Genomic DNA, 14,220 nt, shown 5'->3' on the forward strand with positions numbered 1-14,220 from the left:
ACAGTTCTACTTCCGTACTACTGACGTGACCGGTAACTGCGAACTGCCAGAAGGCGTTGAAATGGTAATGCCAGGTGACAACATTCAAATGACTGTTACCCTGATCAAAACCATCGCGATGGAAGACGGTCTGCGTTTCGCAATCCGTGAAGGCGGCCGTACCGTTGGTGCTGGTGTCGTAGCTAAAATCATCGAGTGATCTCTTTGTTGAGATAGCTTTGATGAGTTGAAAAAGCCCCCGCTTAGCGGGGGCTTTTTTATTGGGTTGACACCTATCGGGGGCGTCTATAGAATTGCGCCTCCTTTTAACGGGCGTATTGCGCCCGGTGGGAATAGCAGCCGGAGTCTGAAATCCAATGCAAAATCAGCAAATCCGTATCAGGTTGAAGGCTTTTGACCATCGCCTGATCGACCAATCAACCCAGGAAATCGTGGAAACCGCGAAACGTACTGGTGCTCAAGTGCGTGGTCCAATTCCACTGCCTACCCGTAAAGAGCGGTTCACCGTTCTGGTTTCCCCGCACGTCAACAAAGACGCGCGTGACCAGTACGAGATCCGCACTCATAAGCGCGTTCTGGACATCGTCCAGCCAACGGATAAAACCGTTGATGCTCTTATGAAGCTTGATCTTGCGGCCGGTGTGGAAGTGCAGATCAGCCTCGGCTAAGACTCGGTCTTGGTCGTGTAACGCTCTGAAATGGGCGGCCATAGCGGGTGAAAGCCCCGTACACTCATGAGGTTTACAACATGACTATTGGTGTAGTCGGTCGTAAAGCGGGTATGACCCGTATTTTCACCGAAGAAGGTGTCTCCATTCCGGTCACGGTCATTGAGATCGAGCCGAATCGCGTCACCCAGTTCAAAACTGAAGAAACCGATGGCTATCGTGCAGTGCAAGTCACTGTCGGCGAGCGTCGTGCTTCCCGTGTTACAGCTGCTCAAGCTGGCCACTTCGCCAAGGCGAACGTTGCCGCTGGTCGTACCGTTATGGAATTCCGTCTTGAAGAAGGCGAGTACCAGGCCGGCGATCTGATCAACGCTGAAATCTTCGCTGCTGGTCAACTGGTTGATGTAACCGGTCAGTCCAAAGGTAAAGGCTTCCAGGGTACGATCAAGCGTTGGAACTTCCGCGGGCAAGATAACACCCACGGTAACTCCGTATCCCACCGCGTCCCAGGCTCTATCGGCCAGTGCCAGACTCCTGGTCGTGTATTCAAGGGCAAAAAAATGTCCGGTCATATGGGCGCTGAGCGCGTGACCGTGCAGTCCCTGGAAGTAGTGCGCGTGGACGCTGAACGCAATCTGTTGTTGGTCAAGGGCGCTGTACCTGGCGCTACTGGCGGCAACCTGGTTGTACGTCCGGCAGCCAAGGCTCGCGGTTAAGGGGAAGCTGACATGCAATTAAATGTAAATGACGCTCAAGCGATCGAAGTTTCCGAACTGACATTTGGCGGCGAGTTCAACGAGACGCTGGTTCACCAAGCAGTCGTGGCCTACATGGCTGGCGGCCGTCAGGGTAGCAAGCAGCAGAAGACCCGTTCCGACGTTCGTGGTGGCGGCAAGCGCCCATGGCGTCAGAAAGGTACTGGCCGTGCTCGTGCCGGTACTATCCGCAGCCCAATCTGGCGCGGCGGCGGCACCACCTTCGCAGCTCGTCCACAGGATCACTCCCAGAAGCTGAACAAGAAGATGTATCGCGCAGCAATGCGCTCCATCCTTGCTGAGCTGGTGCGTACTGATCGTCTGGTCGTGGTTCAGGATTTCGCAGTTGAAACTCCGAAAACCAAAGACCTGCTGGGCAAACTGAACAACATGAGCCTGACCGACGTTCTGATCGTGTCGGACGCTGTTGATCAGAACCTGTACCTGGCTGCTCGTAACCTGCCACACGTAGATGTACGTGACGTGCAAGGTTCCGATCCAGTTAGTCTGATCGCATACGACAAGGTGTTGATCACCGTGTCGGCCGTGAAGAAATTCGAGGAGCTGCTGGGATGAACCAGGAACGCGTATTTAAAGTTCTGCTTGGCCCGCACGTTTCCGAGAAGGCTACGGTTCTGGCAGACAAGAAAGGCCAGTTCGTTTTCAAGGTTGCTACTGACGCAACCAAGCTGGAAATCAAGAAGGCCGTCGAAAGCCTGTTCAGCGTGAAAGTTGAGCGTGTTACTACCCTGAATGTTCTGGGTAAGAGCAAGCGCACCGCTCGCGGTCTGGGCAAGCGTAATGACTGGAAGAAGGCAGTTATCTCCCTTCAGCCAGGCCAAGATCTCGATTTCAGCAGCAGTGCTGAGTAAGGAAGGGGTGCATCATGGCAATCGTTAAATGCAAACCGACTTCCCCTGGCCGCCGTTTTGTGGTCAAGGTGGTCAACCAGGAGCTGCATAAAGGCGCTCCTCACGCACCGCTGCTCGAGAAAAAATCGAAGTCTGGTGGTCGTAACAACAATGGCCGCATTACCACTCGTCACGTCGGTGGTGGTCATAAGCAGCATTATCGTCTGGTCGACTTCCGTCGCAACGACAAAGATGGCATCGCTGCCACTGTCGAGCGTATCGAATACGATCCAAACCGTACTGCTCACATCGCTCTGCTGCTGTACGCAGATGGCGAGCGTCGCTACATCATCGCCCCTAAAGGCGTGAGCGCTGGCGACCAGCTGATCGCAGGTGCTCTGGCGCCGATCAAGCCGGGCAACGCTCTGCAACTGCGCAACATTCCAGTTGGTAGCACCGTACACGGCATCGAACTGAAGCCAGGTAAAGGCGCGCAAATCGCTCGTTCCGCTGGTGCTTCGGCTCAGCTGATCGCTCGTGAAGGCGTTTACGTGACCCTGCGTCTGCGTTCCGGTGAAATGCGTAAAGTACTGGCTGAGTGCCGTGCGACCCTGGGCGAAGTCTCGAACTCCGAGCACAGCCTGCGTTCGCTGGGTAAAGCTGGTGCCAAGCGCTGGCGTGGCGTTCGCCCAACCGTTCGTGGTGTTGCCATGAACCCGGTTGACCACCCACATGGTGGTGGTGAAGGTCGTACCTCTGGTGGTCGTCATCCGGTATCGCCATGGGGCTTCCCGACTAAGGGCGCGAAGACTCGTGGTAATAAGCGTACCGACAAAATGATCGTCCGTCGTCGCAAGTAAATAGAGGGATACGACAGTGCCACGTTCTCTGAAAAAAGGTCCTTTTATTGATCTTCACCTACTGAAGAAGATCGAAGTGGCGGCGGAAAAAAACGATCGCAAACCAATTAAGACTTGGTCGCGTCGTTCGATGATCCTGCCACAAATGGTCGGTCTGACCATCGCTGTACACAACGGTCGTCAGCACGTCCCAGTTCTCGTAAACGAAGACATGGTCGGCCACAAACTGGGCGAGTTCGCCGGTACCCGCACTTATCGCGGGCACGTGGCAGACAAGAAAGCCAAGCGTTAAGGGGTAAGGAAATGGAAGTAGCCGCTAAGTTGTCGGGCGCTCGAATCTCCGCCCAGAAAGCCCGCTTGGTCGCCGACCAGATCCGCGGGAAGAAGGTGGGCGAAGCGCTCAACCTGTTGGCTTTCAGCAGTAAGAAAGCCGCCGAGATCATGAAAAAAGTGCTGGAGTCGGCCGTAGCCAACGCCGAGCATAACGAAGGCGCAGACGTTGATGACCTGAAGGTCAGCACCGTTTTCGTCAACGAAGGGCGTTCGCTGAAGCGCATCATGCCACGTGCCAAAGGCCGTGCTGATCGCATCGTCAAGCGGTCTTGCCATATCACTGTCAAGGTTGCTGACAAGTAACGGAGTCGAAGAGATGGGTCAGAAAGTACATCCCATTGGCATTCGCCTGGGAATCGTCAAGGAGCACACCTCCGTCTGGTACGCAGACGGTCGGACTTATGCGGACTATTTGCTCGCAGATCTGAAGGTGCGTGAGTATCTCCAAGACAAACTAAAAAGCGCGTCCGTAAGCCGTATCGATATCCATCGCCCGGCTCAAACTGCACGCATCACCATCCACACCGCTCGTCCAGGTATCGTTATCGGGAAGAAAGGTGAGGATGTTGAAAAACTGCGTCAGGACCTGACCAAGCAAATGGGTGTGCCTGTGCACATCAATATCGAAGAGATCCGTAAGCCGGAGCTCGACGGTATGCTGGTTGCCCAGAGCGTAGCTCAGCAGCTGGAGCGTCGTGTGATGTTCCGTCGCGCCATGAAGCGCGCCGTACAGAACGCCATGCGCATTGGTGCCAAAGGCATCAAAATCCAAGTGAGCGGTCGTCTCGGCGGTGCTGAAATCGCACGTACTGAATGGTATCGCGAAGGTCGTGTGCCACTGCACACCCTGCGTGCCGATATCGACTATGCCACCTACGAAGCTCACACCACCTATGGTGTGATCGGTGTAAAGGTTTGGATCTTCAAAGGCGAAGTAATTGGTGGTCGCCAAGAAGAACTGAAACCACAAGCACCAGCGCCTCGTAAAAAAGCTGCTAAGTAAGGGGTACGCCAAATGTTGCAACCAAAGCGTACGAAGTTCCGCAAGCAGATGACCGGCCACAACCGTGGTCTGGCACTGCGCGGTAGCAAAGTCAGCTTCGGCGAGTTCGCGCTGAAGTCTGTTGCTCGTGGTCGTCTCACCGCTCGTCAGATCGAGTCAGCGCGTCGTGCTCTGACCCGTCACGTAAAACGTGGTGGCAAGATCTGGATCCGTGTATTCCCGGACAAGCCGATCTCCAAGAAGCCTCTCGAGGTTCGTATGGGTAAAGGTAAGGGTAACGTGGAATACTGGGTTGCCCAGATTCAGCCAGGCAAAGTCCTGTATGAAATCGAGGGTGTTTCTGAAGAGCTGGCGCGTGAGGCTTTCGCCCTGGCTGCTGCAAAGCTGCCGCTCGCCACCTCCTTTGTTAAACGGACGGTGATGTGATGAAAGCGAATGAACTTCGTGAAAAATCCGCACAGCAGCTGAACGAGCAACTGCTCGGCTTGCTGCGCGACCAGTTCAATCTGCGCATGCAGAAAGCAACTGGCCAGTTGGGGCAGTCTCATCTGCTCTCGCAAGTTAAGCGTGACATCGCTCGCGTGAAGACTGTGCTCAACCAGCAGGCAGGTAAGTGATCATGGCTGAAGCCGAAAAAACTGTCCGTACGCTGACTGGCCGTGTTGTCAGCGACAAGATGGACAAAACCATCACCGTTCTGATCGAGCGTCGCGTTAAGCACCCGATCTACGGTAAATACGTTAAGCGTTCGACTAAGCTGCACGCGCACGACGAAACCAATCAGTGCCACATCGGCGACAAAGTCACTATTCGTGAAACTCGTCCGATGGCCAAGACCAAGTCTTGGGCGCTGGTTGATGTTCTCGAACGCGCTGTGGAAGTCTAAGGGCTAGGGGTCGGAGAAATTATATGATTCAGACTCAATCCATGCTCGATGTGGCCGATAACAGCGGCGCTCGCCGCGTTATGTGCATCAAGGTGCTGGGTGGCTCCCATCGTCGTTACGCTGGTATCGGTGACATCATCAAAGTTACCGTGAAGGAAGCAATTCCTCGCGGTAAGGTGAAAAAAGGCCAAGTGATGACTGCTGTTGTAGTCCGCACTCGTCACGGCGTACGTCGTGCTGATGGCTCCATTATCCGCTTTGATGGCAACGCTGCTGTTCTGCTGAACAACAAGCAAGAGCCGATCGGCACCCGTATCTTTGGGCCAGTGACCCGTGAACTTCGTACCGAGAAGTTCATGAAGATCGTCTCGCTCGCCCCAGAAGTGCTGTAAGGAGATCCGACATGCAAAAGATTCGTCGTGACGACGAGATCATCGTGATCGCCGGCAAAGACAAAGGTAAGCGCGGTAAGGTGCTGAAGGTTCTCGCTGACAACCGTCTGGTTGTTGGTGGTCTGAACCTGGTCAAGCGTCATACCAAGCCTAACCCGATGTCGGGCGTACAGGGCGGTATCGTCGAGAAAGAAGCGCCACTGCACGCTTCCAACGTTGCCATCTTCAACGGCGAAACCAACAAGGCTGATCGCGTTGGTTTCAAAGTGGAAGACGGTAAGAAAATTCGTGTCTTCAAGTCGACCCAAAAAGCGGTTGATGCTTGAACACTGCTAGGTAGAAGACCATGGCACGACTACAAGAGATTTACCGGAAGGAAATCGCTCCCAAGCTGAAGGAAGAACTGAAGCTTGGCAACGTGATGGAAGTTCCGCGCGTTACCAAAATCACCCTGAACATGGGTCTGGGCGAAGCGATCGGTGACAAAAAAGTCATCGAGCACGCTGTTGCTGACCTGGAAAAGATCACCGGCCAGAAAGTCGTTGTGACCTACGCTCGCAAATCCATCGCTGGCTTTAAAGTCCGTGAAGGTTGGCCGATCGGCGTCAAAGTGACCCTGCGCCGTGAGCGTATGTACGAGTTCCTGGATCGTCTGCTGTCGATCTCCCTGCCTCGGGTTCGCGACTTCCGCGGCCTGAATGCCAAGTCCTTCGACGGTCGTGGCAACTACAGCATGGGCGTGAAAGAGCAGATCATTTTCCCGGAAATCGACTACGACAAGATCGATGCTCTCCGCGGTCTGGACATTACCCTGACCACCACTGCCAAGAACGATGACGAAGGCCGCGCTCTGCTGCGTGCTTTCAAATTCCCGTTCCGCAACTGATTGGAGTAGGAAAATGGCCAAGAAGAGCATGAAAAACCGTGAGCTGAAGCGTCAGCTCACCGTTGCCAAGTACGCCGTCAAGCGTGCAGCGCTGAAAGCTATCATCGTCGATCTGAACGCAAGTCCAGAAGCGCGTTGGGAAGCTACCGTAGCTCTGCAGAAGCAACCACGTGACGCTAGCGCTTCGCGCATGCGTAACCGTTGCCGTCTGACCGGTCGTCCGCACGGCGTTTACCGCAAGTTCGGCCTGGGCCGTAACAAGCTGCGTGAAGCTGCAATGCGTGGTGACGTTCCAGGTCTGGTTAAAGCCAGCTGGTAATTGCTGTCAAAGTCTCGATGGTCGGGGTCGCAAGAACCTGACCATCGGTGGCCTTGAACATGAATCAAGCCCCTTTTGGGGCTTGATTCATTTCTGGGGTGTGTCTAGAATGACCGGCTCGCCTGAGCCCGTGTTTTTCTGCCCGGAATTTCTCGGCGACAAGTAGTAGCCGCAAGGCTAATTTTTCTGTATTAGGAGCGTCTAGCCCATGAGTATGCAGGACCCGTTAGCGGACATGCTAACTCGAATCCGTAATGCCCAGATGGCTGAAAAGTCCGTCGTAAGCATGCCTTCTTCCACGTTGAAGGTGGCTGTAGCTAAAGTTCTTAAGGACGAAGGTTACATCGCGGGTTATCAGATCAGCAGCGAAACCAAACCACTGCTGTCTATCGAGCTGAAATATTTCGAAGGCCGTCCGGTTATCGAAGAAGTCAAGCGCGTTAGCCGTCCAGGCTTGCGTCAGTACAAGTCCGTCGAAGAACTGCCAAAAGTACGTGGCGGTCTCGGCGTGTCTATCGTCTCCACCAACAAAGGTGTGATGACTGATCGTGCTGCGCGCGCTGCCGGTGTCGGCGGCGAAGTTCTTTGCACTGTGTTCTAAGGGGGGATAAGCATGTCTCGCGTCGCTAAGAACCCCGTTAAGCTGCCAGCCGGTGTCGAAGTAAAATTCGCAGGCCAACAGCTTTCGGTGAAGGGTGCCAAGGGTACTCTTGAACTGAACGTCCATTCGTCCGTTGAGATCGTTGAAGAAGCCGGTGAGCTGCGTTTTGCTGCTCGCAATGGCGATCAGCAGACTCGCGCAATGGCCGGTACCACTCGTGCGTTGGTAAACAACATGGTCCAGGGCGTAAGCCAAGGCTTCGAGCGCAAGCTCCAGCTGATCGGTGTTGGTTATAAAGCGCAAGCAAAAGGTCAGGTGCTGAACTTGGCTCTTGGCTTCTCGCACCCAGTGGATTACGAACTGCCGGAAGGCATCACCGCTGAGACTCCTAGCCAGACCGATATCCTGATCAAGGGCATCGACAAGCAGCTGGTAGGTCAAGTGGCCGCCGAGATCCGCGACTTCCGTCCACCAGAGCCGTACAAAGGCAAAGGTGTGCGCTACGCGGACGAAGTCGTCCGTCGTAAAGAAGCCAAGAAGAAGTAGGGCATAGCAAATGACCGACAAAAAAGTTACTCGACTGCGTCGCGCTCGCAAAGCACGCCTGAAAATGCACGAACTCGAAGTCGTGCGTCTCTGCGTGTTCCGCTCTTCGCAGCACATCTACGCCCAGGTCATTTCGGCCGACGGCAACAAAGTCCTGGCAAGCGCCTCGACTTTGGATAAAGAACTGCGTGATGGCGCCACTGGCAACATCGACGCGGCCACTAAGGTTGGCCAGCTGGTCGCTACGCGTGCTAAGGCCGCTGGCGTCTCGCAGGTGGCTTTCGACCGCTCTGGCTTCAAGTACCATGGCCGCGTTAAAGCGCTGGCTGATGCTGCTCGTGAAGCTGGGCTGGAGTTCTAAGTTATGTCAAATAACGACCAAAAGCGCGACGAAGGCTACATCGAGAAGCTGGTTCAAGTTAACCGCGTAGCCAAAACCGTTAAAGGCGGCCGTATCTTCACTTTCACCGCGTTGACCGTGGTTGGTGATGGTAAAGGGCGTGTTGGCTTCGGCCGTGGCAAGTCGCGTGAAGTGCCTGCTGCGATCCAGAAGGCAATGGAAGCTGCTCGCCGCAACATGATCCAGGTTGATCTGAACGGCACCACTCTGCAGTACGCAATGAAGTCTGCCCATGGCGCTTCGAAGGTGTACATGCAGCCTGCTTCTGAAGGTACCGGTATCATCGCTGGCGGCGCTATGCGTGCTGTCCTCGAAGTTGCTGGCGTTCAGAACGTTCTGGCCAAGTGCTACGGCTCGACTAACCCAGTAAACGTGGTTCACGCCACTTTCAAGGGTCTGAAAGCTATGCAGTCTCCTGAATCCATTGCAGCCAAGCGTGGCCTGCGTGTTGAGGAGATCAAGTAATCATGGCTACCGTTAAAGTTACGCTGATCAAAAGCATGACCGGCCGCATCCCTAACCACAAACTGTGCGTTAAGGGTCTGGGTCTGCGTCGCATCGGTCACACTGTAGAAGTCCAGGATACTCCCGAGAATCGCGGGATGATCAACAAGGCTTACTACATGCTGCGTGTCGAGGGTTAATCGATGAAACTCAATGATCTGAGTCCAGCGCCGGGTTCCCGTCGCGAAAAGCATCGTCCGGGCCGTGGTATCGGTAGTGGTTTGGGTAAGACTGGTGGCCGTGGTCACAAAGGTCAGACTTCCCGCTCCGGTGGCACCATCGCTCCAGGCTTTGAAGGCGGTCAACAGCCGCTGCATCGTCGCCTGCCGAAGTTCGGTTTCGTTTCCCTGAAAGCCATGGACCGCGCAGAAGTGCGTCTGTCCGAGCTGGCTAAAGTGGAAGGCGACATCGTCACCGTGCAGTCCCTGAAAGATGCCAACGTGATCAACGTCAACGTACAGCGCGTGAAAATCATGCTGTCCGGTGAAGTGGCTCGCGCTGTCACTATCGGCAAGGGAATCGGCGCCACCAAAGGTGCGCGTGCGGCTATCGAAGCAGCTGGCGGCAAGTTCGAGGAATAAATGGCTAAGCAAGGTGCTCTCTCTGCGCTCGGCAAAGGCGGTATGTCTGAACTTTGGGCTCGTCTGCGTTTTCTGTTCCTGGCGATTATCGTCTACCGAATAGGCGCACACATCCCGGTTCCAGGTATCAACCCGGATCGACTCGCGGACCTGTTTCGACAGAATGAGGGGACCATTCTTAGCTTGTTCAACATGTTTTCCGGCGGCGCGCTGGAGCGGATGAGCATCTTTGCACTGGGGATCATGCCGTACATTTCGGCATCGATCATCATGCAGTTGATGACCGCCGTCAGCCCGCAGCTGGAGCAGTTGAAGAAGGAAGGTGAAGCTGGCCGTCGCAAGATTAGCCAGTACACCCGCTACGGCACCGTCGTCCTCGCTCTCGTTCAGGCCATTGGCATGTCCATTGGTCTGGCGGGGCAGGGCGTTGCGTTCACTGGTGACTTTGGCTTCCATTTCGTTGCGGTCTCCACGTTTGTGGCGGGCGCGATGTTCATGATGTGGCTGGGTGAGCAGATTACTGAGCGTGGTGTAGGCAACGGTATCTCGATGTTGATTTTTTCGGGTATCGTCGCCGGTCTTCCGAGAGCAATCGGGCAGTCTTTCGAGTCTGCGCGTCAGGGCGATATCAACATCTTCGCTTTGGTTGCCATCGGTTTGCTGGCAGTAGCGATTATCGGTTTCGTGGTGTTTATTGAGCGTGGTCAGCGTCGTATCGCTGTTCACTACGCCAAGCGTCAGCAGGGCCGCAAGGTTTTTGCTGCGCAGACAAGCCACTTGCCGCTGAAGGTGAACATGGCCGGTGTTATTCCGGCTATTTTCGCGAGCAGCATTTTGCTGTTCCCGGCTTCGTTGGGTGCCTGGTTCGGTCAGTCTGAAGGTATGGGCTGGTTGCAGGACATCTCGCAGTCGATCGCTCCTGGTCAGCCGTTGAATATTCTGCTGTTTAGTGCAGGGATTATTTTCTTCTGCTTCTTCTATACGGCGTTGATGTTCAATCCGAAAGACGTAGCGGAAAACCTGAAGAAGTCCGGTGCCTTTATTCCGGGCATCCGTCCAGGTGAGCAGTCCGCGCGCTATATTGATGGCGTTTTGACTCGCTTGACCATGTTCGGTGCTCTTTACATGACGGCCGTGTGCTTGTTGCCCCAGTTCCTGGTGGTAGCAGCAAACGTTCCGTTCTACCTTGGCGGGACCTCGTTGCTGATCGTGGTCGTGGTTGTGATGGACTTCATGTCCCAAGTACAATCGCACCTCGTTTCGCACCAGTACGAATCCCTGATGAAGAAAGCCAACCTGAAGGGTTACGGCAGCGGCATGTTGCGCTGAGTACCCATAAGGTTCGAGGAGTTGGTGATGAAAGTTCGTGCATCGGTGAAAAAGCTGTGCCGTAACTGCAAGATTATTCGCCGCGAAGGTGTTGTTCGAGTAATTTGCAGCGCGGAACCGCGTCACAAACAGCGCCAAGGCTGAGTGTGATTGTGCTTCAAGCCCGGTAGCTAGTGCGCTACCGGGTTGATTATTTGTTATTACAGCGATATTATCTCGCGCCCTATTTCTTGGCTTCCGGGGCGTAGGTAGCTGTCAATTGGAGTCCCACTGAATGGCCCGTATTGCAGGCGTTAACATTCCAGATAACAAGCATACTGTTATCTCGCTGACCTACATCTATGGTGTTGGTCGCACTACTGCACAAAAGATCTGTGCAGAGACTGGGGTAAACCCAGCCGCAAAGATCAAGGATCTGAGCGACGAGCAGATTGAACAGCTGCGTGGCGAAGTGGCGAAGTTCACCACTGAAGGTGACCTGCGTCGCGAAATCAACATGAAAATCAAGCGCTTGATGGACCTCGGTTGCTATCGCGGTCTGCGTCATCGTCGTGGTCTGCCAGTACGCGGTCAGCGTACCAAGACCAACGCGCGTACCCGTAAAGGTCCGCGTAAGCCGATCCGCAAGTAATCGCCCCAGCGAATCGACAGGAATTTAATCATGGCAAAACCTGCTGCTCGTCCTCGTAAAAAAGTTAAAAAGACAGTGGTTGATGGCATCGCCCACATCCATGCTTCTTTTAACAACACCATCGTGACCATCACCGACCGTCAAGGTAACGCTCTTTCCTGGGCTACCTCCGGTGGTTCGGGTTTCCGCGGTTCCCGCAAGTCCACCCCGTTCGCTGCTCAAGTAGCTGCTGAGCGTGCTGGTCAAGCTGCGCTGGAATACGGCCTGAAAAACCTCGACGTGAACGTCAAGGGTCCAGGTCCAGGTCGTGAATCCGCAGTCCGCGCTTTGAACGGCTGTGGCTACAAGATCGCCAGCATCACCGACGTGACGCCAATCCCGCACAACGGGTGCCGTCCGCCGAAGAAGCGCCGCGTGTAATCCAGGAGATTGTAAAGAATGGCTCGTTACATTGGTCCAAAATGCAAACTCGCTCGTCGCGAAGGCACCGATCTCTTCCTGAAGAGCGGCGTGCGCGCGATCGAATCGAAGTGCAACATTGAAGCAGCACCTGGTATCCACGGCCAACGCCGCGGTCGCCAGTCCGACTACGGCACCCAACTGCGTGAAAAGCAGAAGGTCCGTCGTATCTACGGCGTTCTCGAGCGTCAGTTCAGCGGCTACTACAAAGAAGCTGCTGGCAAGAAAGGTGCAACCGGTGAGAACCTGCTGCAGCTGCTCGAATGCCGTCTGGACAACGTTGTATACCGTATGGGCTTTGGTTCGACTCGTGCCGAATCCCGTCAGCTGGTATCGCACAAGTCGATCAGCGTTAACGGTCAGACCGTGAACGTTCCGTCCTACCAGGTTCGTGCTGGTGACGTGGTTGCTGTTCGCGAGAAAGCAAAAAACCAACTTCGCATTGTCCAAGCTCTCGATCTGTGTGCCCAACGTGGCCGCGTAGAATGGGTAGAAGTAGACACTGAGAAGAAGTCGGGCGTTTTCAAGAACGTTCCTGCTCGCAGTGATCTGTCCGCCGACATCAACGAAAGCCTGATTGTCGAGCTCTACTCCAAGTAAGGGCTAGAAAATAGGTGCATCCATGCAGATTTCGGTAAATGAGTTCCTGACACCCCGCCACATTGATGTGCAGGTTGTCAGTCCAACCCGCGCCAAGATCACTCTCGAGCCTCTCGAGCGTGGTTTTGGCCACACCCTGGGCAACGCGCTGCGCCGCATCCTGTTGTCCTCAATGCCCGGCTGCGCAGTAGTCGAGGCCGAGATTGACGGTGTGCTCCACGAGTACAGCGCCATCGAAGGTGTACAGGAAGACGTAATTGAAATCCTGTTGAACCTTAAAGGTCTGGCCATCAAGCTGCACGGTCGTGACGAAGTTACGCTGACCTTGTCGAAGAAGGGTTCGGGGGTGGTTACCGCTGCCGATATTCAGCTGGATCATGATGTCGAGATCGTTAATCCCGATCACGTAATCGCTAACCTGGCGTCTAACGGCGCCCTGAACATGAAGCTCACCGTAGCTCGTGGTCGTGGTTATGAACCAGCAGACTCGCGTCAGAGCGATGAAGACGAAAGCCGCAGCATCGGTCGCTTGCAGCTTGACTCTTCGTTCAGCCCGGTTCGCCGTATCGCATATGTGGTGGAAAACGCCCGTGTCGAACAGCGTACCAACCTGGACAAGCTGGTTATTGATCTGGAAACCAACGGTACTCTGGATCCTGAAGAGGCTATCCGCCGCGCTGCAACCATCCTGCAACAGCAGCTGGCTGCGTTCGTCGACCTCAAAGGTGACAGTGAGCCAGTGGTTGTCGAGCAGGAAGACGAGATCGATCCGATCCTGCTTCGCCCGGTTGACGATCTGGAACTGACTGTACGTTCGGCTAACTGCCTTAAGGCGGAAAACATCTACTACATCGGCGACCTGATTCAGCGTACCGAAGTAGAGCTGTTGAAGACTCCGAACCTGGGCAAGAAATCCTTGACTGAAATCAAGGACGTTCTGGCCTCCCGCGGTCTGTCCCTCGGCATGCGCCTCGACAACTGGCCGCCTGCAAGTCTTAAGAAGGACGACAAGGCGACTGCCTGATCGTCGTAATCACCGAACGTAGTGTTTGGTAAGGAATGAACCATGCGTCATCGTAAAAGTGGGCGTCACCTGAGCCGCACCAGCTCGCACCGCAAGGCCATGTTCCAGAACATGGCGGTGTCGCTGTTCGAGCACGAGCTGATCAAAACTACTCTGCCAAAAGCCAAAGAACTGCGCCGCGTTGCCGAGCCGCTGATCACTCTGGCCAAGACAGACAGCGTTGCTAACCGTCGTCTGGCTTTCGACCGTACTCGTTCGAAAGCTATCGTTGGTAAGCTCTTCAACGACCTGGGCAAGCGTTACGCTACCCGTGAGGGTGGCTACCTGCGCATCCTCAAGTGCGGTTTCCGCGCTGGCGACAACGCGCCTATGGCGTACGTCGAACTGGTTGATCGTGCTGTCGGCGGTGAAGCTGTATCCGCTGAGTAAGACATCAGTCTGAAACAAGGAACCGGGCCCAGTGCCCGGTTTTTTGTGGCTGTAAGAAATGCGCCGTTCGTACAAGCATCTACCCTGTTTGGGTCTGCACTATGTGCGGGGATATGTCGTTAGTTTTTATCTATTGCTGACCACGAGTTAATGAATTTGTGGC

The 14,220-nt window shown here is 54.8% G+C and carries 29 protein-coding genes; all 29 read left to right on the plus strand.

The window, feature by feature from the left end; all coding sequences use genetic code 11:
* Nucleotides 1-199: EF-Tu C-terminal domain-related protein (locus AC1MDC_RS11960; RefSeq protein ID WP_455752439.1), on the plus strand; the 199-nt coding region annotated here is incomplete at its 5' end.
* A gap of 157 nt (nucleotides 200-356) precedes the next feature.
* The gene (rpsJ, locus tag AC1MDC_RS11965; protein ID WP_003186070.1) at nucleotides 357-668 is read left to right on the plus strand and encodes a 30S ribosomal protein S10; all 312 of its coding nucleotides are present in this window, start codon (nucleotides 357-359) and stop codon (nucleotides 666-668) included.
* A gap of 80 nt (nucleotides 669-748) precedes the next feature.
* Nucleotides 749-1,384, plus strand: a complete 636-nt coding sequence (rplC, locus tag AC1MDC_RS11970; protein WP_007955641.1) for a 50S ribosomal protein L3 — start codon at nucleotides 749-751, stop codon at nucleotides 1,382-1,384.
* Between the two features lie 12 nt (nucleotides 1,385-1,396).
* A complete protein-coding gene (gene rplD, locus AC1MDC_RS11975) occupies nucleotides 1,397-1,999 on the plus strand; it encodes a 50S ribosomal protein L4 (RefSeq protein WP_003228735.1) in 603 nt (200 codons plus the stop codon).
* Nucleotides 1,996-2,295, plus strand: a complete 300-nt coding sequence (gene rplW / locus AC1MDC_RS11980; RefSeq protein ID WP_002555488.1) for a 50S ribosomal protein L23 — start codon at nucleotides 1,996-1,998, stop codon at nucleotides 2,293-2,295. Before rplD ends, rplW begins: the two co-directional genes overlap by 4 nt.
* 14 nt (nucleotides 2,296-2,309) lie before the next feature.
* The gene (gene rplB, locus AC1MDC_RS11985; RefSeq protein WP_007924198.1) at nucleotides 2,310-3,134 is read left to right on the plus strand and encodes a 50S ribosomal protein L2; all 825 of its coding nucleotides are present in this window, start codon (nucleotides 2,310-2,312) and stop codon (nucleotides 3,132-3,134) included.
* 16 nt (nucleotides 3,135-3,150) lie between these two features.
* Nucleotides 3,151-3,426: a 30S ribosomal protein S19 gene (gene rpsS / locus AC1MDC_RS11990; protein ID WP_003228731.1), complete on the plus strand. Its 276-nt coding sequence runs from the start codon at nucleotides 3,151-3,153 to the stop codon at nucleotides 3,424-3,426.
* A gap of 11 nt (nucleotides 3,427-3,437) precedes the next feature.
* A complete protein-coding gene (rplV, locus tag AC1MDC_RS11995; RefSeq protein ID WP_003103908.1) occupies nucleotides 3,438-3,770 on the plus strand; it encodes a 50S ribosomal protein L22 in 333 nt (110 codons plus the stop codon).
* 13 nt (nucleotides 3,771-3,783) lie between these two features.
* Entirely contained in the window at nucleotides 3,784-4,470 is a 687-nt protein-coding gene (gene rpsC, locus AC1MDC_RS12000; protein ID WP_085688068.1) for a 30S ribosomal protein S3, read from the plus strand.
* Nucleotides 4,471-4,482: 12 nt separating this feature from the next.
* Nucleotides 4,483-4,896 carry a 50S ribosomal protein L16 gene (gene rplP / locus AC1MDC_RS12005; protein ID WP_003228729.1) on the plus strand — a complete coding sequence of 138 codons (414 nt, stop codon included), beginning with the start codon at nucleotides 4,483-4,485 and terminating at the stop codon, nucleotides 4,894-4,896.
* Nucleotides 4,896-5,087 (plus strand): 50S ribosomal protein L29, encoded by a 192-nt coding sequence (gene rpmC / locus AC1MDC_RS12010; protein ID WP_002555481.1) that lies wholly within the window; start codon nucleotides 4,896-4,898, stop codon nucleotides 5,085-5,087. Before rplP ends, rpmC begins: the two co-directional genes overlap by 1 nt.
* A 2-nt stretch (nucleotides 5,088-5,089) precedes the next feature.
* Nucleotides 5,090-5,356, plus strand: coding sequence for a 30S ribosomal protein S17 (gene rpsQ, locus AC1MDC_RS12015; protein ID WP_003194644.1), 267 nt, complete (start codon nucleotides 5,090-5,092; stop codon nucleotides 5,354-5,356).
* A gap of 23 nt (nucleotides 5,357-5,379) precedes the next feature.
* A complete protein-coding gene (rplN, locus tag AC1MDC_RS12020) occupies nucleotides 5,380-5,748 on the plus strand; it encodes a 50S ribosomal protein L14 (RefSeq protein ID WP_002555479.1) in 369 nt (122 codons plus the stop codon).
* A gap of 11 nt (nucleotides 5,749-5,759) precedes the next feature.
* Entirely contained in the window at nucleotides 5,760-6,074 is a 315-nt protein-coding gene (gene rplX, locus AC1MDC_RS12025) for a 50S ribosomal protein L24 (RefSeq protein WP_003186046.1), read from the plus strand.
* Nucleotides 6,075-6,094: 20 nt separating this feature from the next.
* Nucleotides 6,095-6,634 (plus strand): 50S ribosomal protein L5, encoded by a 540-nt coding sequence (gene rplE, locus AC1MDC_RS12030; RefSeq protein ID WP_003194642.1) that lies wholly within the window; start codon nucleotides 6,095-6,097, stop codon nucleotides 6,632-6,634.
* A gap of 13 nt (nucleotides 6,635-6,647) precedes the next feature.
* Nucleotides 6,648-6,953: a 30S ribosomal protein S14 gene (gene rpsN / locus AC1MDC_RS12035; protein ID WP_007955639.1), complete on the plus strand. Its 306-nt coding sequence runs from the start codon at nucleotides 6,648-6,650 to the stop codon at nucleotides 6,951-6,953.
* A 208-nt stretch (nucleotides 6,954-7,161) separates the two neighbouring features.
* Nucleotides 7,162-7,554 carry a 30S ribosomal protein S8 gene (gene rpsH, locus AC1MDC_RS12040; RefSeq protein ID WP_011336171.1) on the plus strand — a complete coding sequence of 131 codons (393 nt, stop codon included), beginning with the start codon at nucleotides 7,162-7,164 and terminating at the stop codon, nucleotides 7,552-7,554.
* Nucleotides 7,555-7,566: 12 nt separating this feature from the next.
* Entirely contained in the window at nucleotides 7,567-8,100 is a 534-nt protein-coding gene (gene rplF, locus AC1MDC_RS12045) for a 50S ribosomal protein L6 (RefSeq protein ID WP_085697678.1), read from the plus strand.
* A 10-nt stretch (nucleotides 8,101-8,110) separates the two neighbouring features.
* Entirely contained in the window at nucleotides 8,111-8,461 is a 351-nt protein-coding gene (rplR, locus tag AC1MDC_RS12050; RefSeq protein ID WP_003186037.1) for a 50S ribosomal protein L18, read from the plus strand.
* A gap of 3 nt (nucleotides 8,462-8,464) precedes the next feature.
* The gene (gene rpsE / locus AC1MDC_RS12055) at nucleotides 8,465-8,965 is read left to right on the plus strand and encodes a 30S ribosomal protein S5 (RefSeq protein WP_007955637.1); all 501 of its coding nucleotides are present in this window, start codon (nucleotides 8,465-8,467) and stop codon (nucleotides 8,963-8,965) included.
* A gap of 2 nt (nucleotides 8,966-8,967) precedes the next feature.
* Nucleotides 8,968-9,144: a 50S ribosomal protein L30 gene (gene rpmD / locus AC1MDC_RS12060; RefSeq protein WP_003176408.1), complete on the plus strand. Its 177-nt coding sequence runs from the start codon at nucleotides 8,968-8,970 to the stop codon at nucleotides 9,142-9,144.
* 3 nt (nucleotides 9,145-9,147) lie between these two features.
* Nucleotides 9,148-9,585 (plus strand): 50S ribosomal protein L15, encoded by a 438-nt coding sequence (gene rplO, locus AC1MDC_RS12065; RefSeq protein ID WP_011336169.1) that lies wholly within the window; start codon nucleotides 9,148-9,150, stop codon nucleotides 9,583-9,585.
* Nucleotides 9,586-10,914 carry a preprotein translocase subunit SecY gene (gene secY / locus AC1MDC_RS12070; protein WP_003228718.1) on the plus strand — a complete coding sequence of 443 codons (1,329 nt, stop codon included), beginning with the start codon at nucleotides 9,586-9,588 and terminating at the stop codon, nucleotides 10,912-10,914.
* A gap of 27 nt (nucleotides 10,915-10,941) precedes the next feature.
* A complete protein-coding gene (gene rpmJ, locus AC1MDC_RS12075; RefSeq protein WP_002555468.1) occupies nucleotides 10,942-11,058 on the plus strand; it encodes a 50S ribosomal protein L36 in 117 nt (38 codons plus the stop codon).
* Nucleotides 11,059-11,188: 130 nt separating this feature from the next.
* On the plus strand, nucleotides 11,189-11,545 hold the full coding sequence (rpsM, locus tag AC1MDC_RS12080; RefSeq protein ID WP_009045849.1) for a 30S ribosomal protein S13: 357 nt from the start codon (nucleotides 11,189-11,191) through the stop codon (nucleotides 11,543-11,545).
* Nucleotides 11,546-11,575: 30 nt separating this feature from the next.
* Nucleotides 11,576-11,965 (plus strand): 30S ribosomal protein S11, encoded by a 390-nt coding sequence (gene rpsK, locus AC1MDC_RS12085; protein WP_002555466.1) that lies wholly within the window; start codon nucleotides 11,576-11,578, stop codon nucleotides 11,963-11,965.
* Nucleotides 11,966-11,983: 18 nt separating this feature from the next.
* Complete coding sequence (gene rpsD / locus AC1MDC_RS12090; RefSeq protein ID WP_003176404.1) at nucleotides 11,984-12,604, plus strand: 30S ribosomal protein S4; 621 nt, start codon at nucleotides 11,984-11,986, stop codon at nucleotides 12,602-12,604.
* Nucleotides 12,605-12,626: 22 nt separating this feature from the next.
* The gene (locus tag AC1MDC_RS12095) at nucleotides 12,627-13,628 is read left to right on the plus strand and encodes a DNA-directed RNA polymerase subunit alpha (RefSeq protein WP_003186012.1); all 1,002 of its coding nucleotides are present in this window, start codon (nucleotides 12,627-12,629) and stop codon (nucleotides 13,626-13,628) included.
* Nucleotides 13,629-13,670: 42 nt separating this feature from the next.
* Complete coding sequence (gene rplQ / locus AC1MDC_RS12100; protein ID WP_007955635.1) at nucleotides 13,671-14,057, plus strand: 50S ribosomal protein L17; 387 nt, start codon at nucleotides 13,671-13,673, stop codon at nucleotides 14,055-14,057.
* Nucleotides 14,058-14,220: the final 163 nt, after the last annotated feature.

Source organism: Pseudomonas sp. 1 (assembly GCF_056626735.1).

What these genes read in the sequence shown, in the direction of transcription:
- rpmJ (WP_002555468.1), top strand. Translation starts at nt 10,942, where the DNA reads ATGAAAGTTCGTGCATCGGTGAAAAAGCTGTGCCGTAACTGCAAGATT.
- rplC (WP_007955641.1), top strand. Translation starts at nt 749, where the DNA reads ATGACTATTGGTGTAGTCGGTCGTAAAGCGGGTATGACCCGTATTTTC.
- rplF (WP_085697678.1), top strand. Translation starts at nt 7,567, where the DNA reads ATGTCTCGCGTCGCTAAGAACCCCGTTAAGCTGCCAGCCGGTGTCGAA.
- rpsJ (WP_003186070.1), top strand. Translation starts at nt 357, where the DNA reads ATGCAAAATCAGCAAATCCGTATCAGGTTGAAGGCTTTTGACCATCGC.
- rpsD (WP_003176404.1), top strand. Translation starts at nt 11,984, where the DNA reads ATGGCTCGTTACATTGGTCCAAAATGCAAACTCGCTCGTCGCGAAGGC.
- rpsH (WP_011336171.1), top strand. Translation starts at nt 7,162, where the DNA reads ATGAGTATGCAGGACCCGTTAGCGGACATGCTAACTCGAATCCGTAAT.
- rplB (WP_007924198.1), top strand. Translation starts at nt 2,310, where the DNA reads ATGGCAATCGTTAAATGCAAACCGACTTCCCCTGGCCGCCGTTTTGTG.
- rpsE (WP_007955637.1), top strand. Translation starts at nt 8,465, where the DNA reads ATGTCAAATAACGACCAAAAGCGCGACGAAGGCTACATCGAGAAGCTG.
- secY (WP_003228718.1), top strand. Translation starts at nt 9,586, where the DNA reads ATGGCTAAGCAAGGTGCTCTCTCTGCGCTCGGCAAAGGCGGTATGTCT.
- rpsQ (WP_003194644.1), top strand. Translation starts at nt 5,090, where the DNA reads ATGGCTGAAGCCGAAAAAACTGTCCGTACGCTGACTGGCCGTGTTGTC.
- rplX (WP_003186046.1), top strand. Translation starts at nt 5,760, where the DNA reads ATGCAAAAGATTCGTCGTGACGACGAGATCATCGTGATCGCCGGCAAA.
- rpsN (WP_007955639.1), top strand. Translation starts at nt 6,648, where the DNA reads ATGGCCAAGAAGAGCATGAAAAACCGTGAGCTGAAGCGTCAGCTCACC.
- rplV (WP_003103908.1), top strand. Translation starts at nt 3,438, where the DNA reads ATGGAAGTAGCCGCTAAGTTGTCGGGCGCTCGAATCTCCGCCCAGAAA.
- rplD (WP_003228735.1), top strand. Translation starts at nt 1,397, where the DNA reads ATGCAATTAAATGTAAATGACGCTCAAGCGATCGAAGTTTCCGAACTG.
- rplQ (WP_007955635.1), top strand. Translation starts at nt 13,671, where the DNA reads ATGCGTCATCGTAAAAGTGGGCGTCACCTGAGCCGCACCAGCTCGCAC.
- rpmC (WP_002555481.1), top strand. Translation starts at nt 4,896, where the DNA reads ATGAAAGCGAATGAACTTCGTGAAAAATCCGCACAGCAGCTGAACGAG.
- rplO (WP_011336169.1), top strand. Translation starts at nt 9,148, where the DNA reads ATGAAACTCAATGATCTGAGTCCAGCGCCGGGTTCCCGTCGCGAAAAG.
- rplN (WP_002555479.1), top strand. Translation starts at nt 5,380, where the DNA reads ATGATTCAGACTCAATCCATGCTCGATGTGGCCGATAACAGCGGCGCT.
- rplE (WP_003194642.1), top strand. Translation starts at nt 6,095, where the DNA reads ATGGCACGACTACAAGAGATTTACCGGAAGGAAATCGCTCCCAAGCTG.
- rplW (WP_002555488.1), top strand. Translation starts at nt 1,996, where the DNA reads ATGAACCAGGAACGCGTATTTAAAGTTCTGCTTGGCCCGCACGTTTCC.
- rplP (WP_003228729.1), top strand. Translation starts at nt 4,483, where the DNA reads ATGTTGCAACCAAAGCGTACGAAGTTCCGCAAGCAGATGACCGGCCAC.
- rpsC (WP_085688068.1), top strand. Translation starts at nt 3,784, where the DNA reads ATGGGTCAGAAAGTACATCCCATTGGCATTCGCCTGGGAATCGTCAAG.
- rpsM (WP_009045849.1), top strand. Translation starts at nt 11,189, where the DNA reads ATGGCCCGTATTGCAGGCGTTAACATTCCAGATAACAAGCATACTGTT.
- AC1MDC_RS12095 (WP_003186012.1), top strand. Translation starts at nt 12,627, where the DNA reads ATGCAGATTTCGGTAAATGAGTTCCTGACACCCCGCCACATTGATGTG.
- rpmD (WP_003176408.1), top strand. Translation starts at nt 8,968, where the DNA reads ATGGCTACCGTTAAAGTTACGCTGATCAAAAGCATGACCGGCCGCATC.
- rplR (WP_003186037.1), top strand. Translation starts at nt 8,111, where the DNA reads ATGACCGACAAAAAAGTTACTCGACTGCGTCGCGCTCGCAAAGCACGC.
- rpsK (WP_002555466.1), top strand. Translation starts at nt 11,576, where the DNA reads ATGGCAAAACCTGCTGCTCGTCCTCGTAAAAAAGTTAAAAAGACAGTG.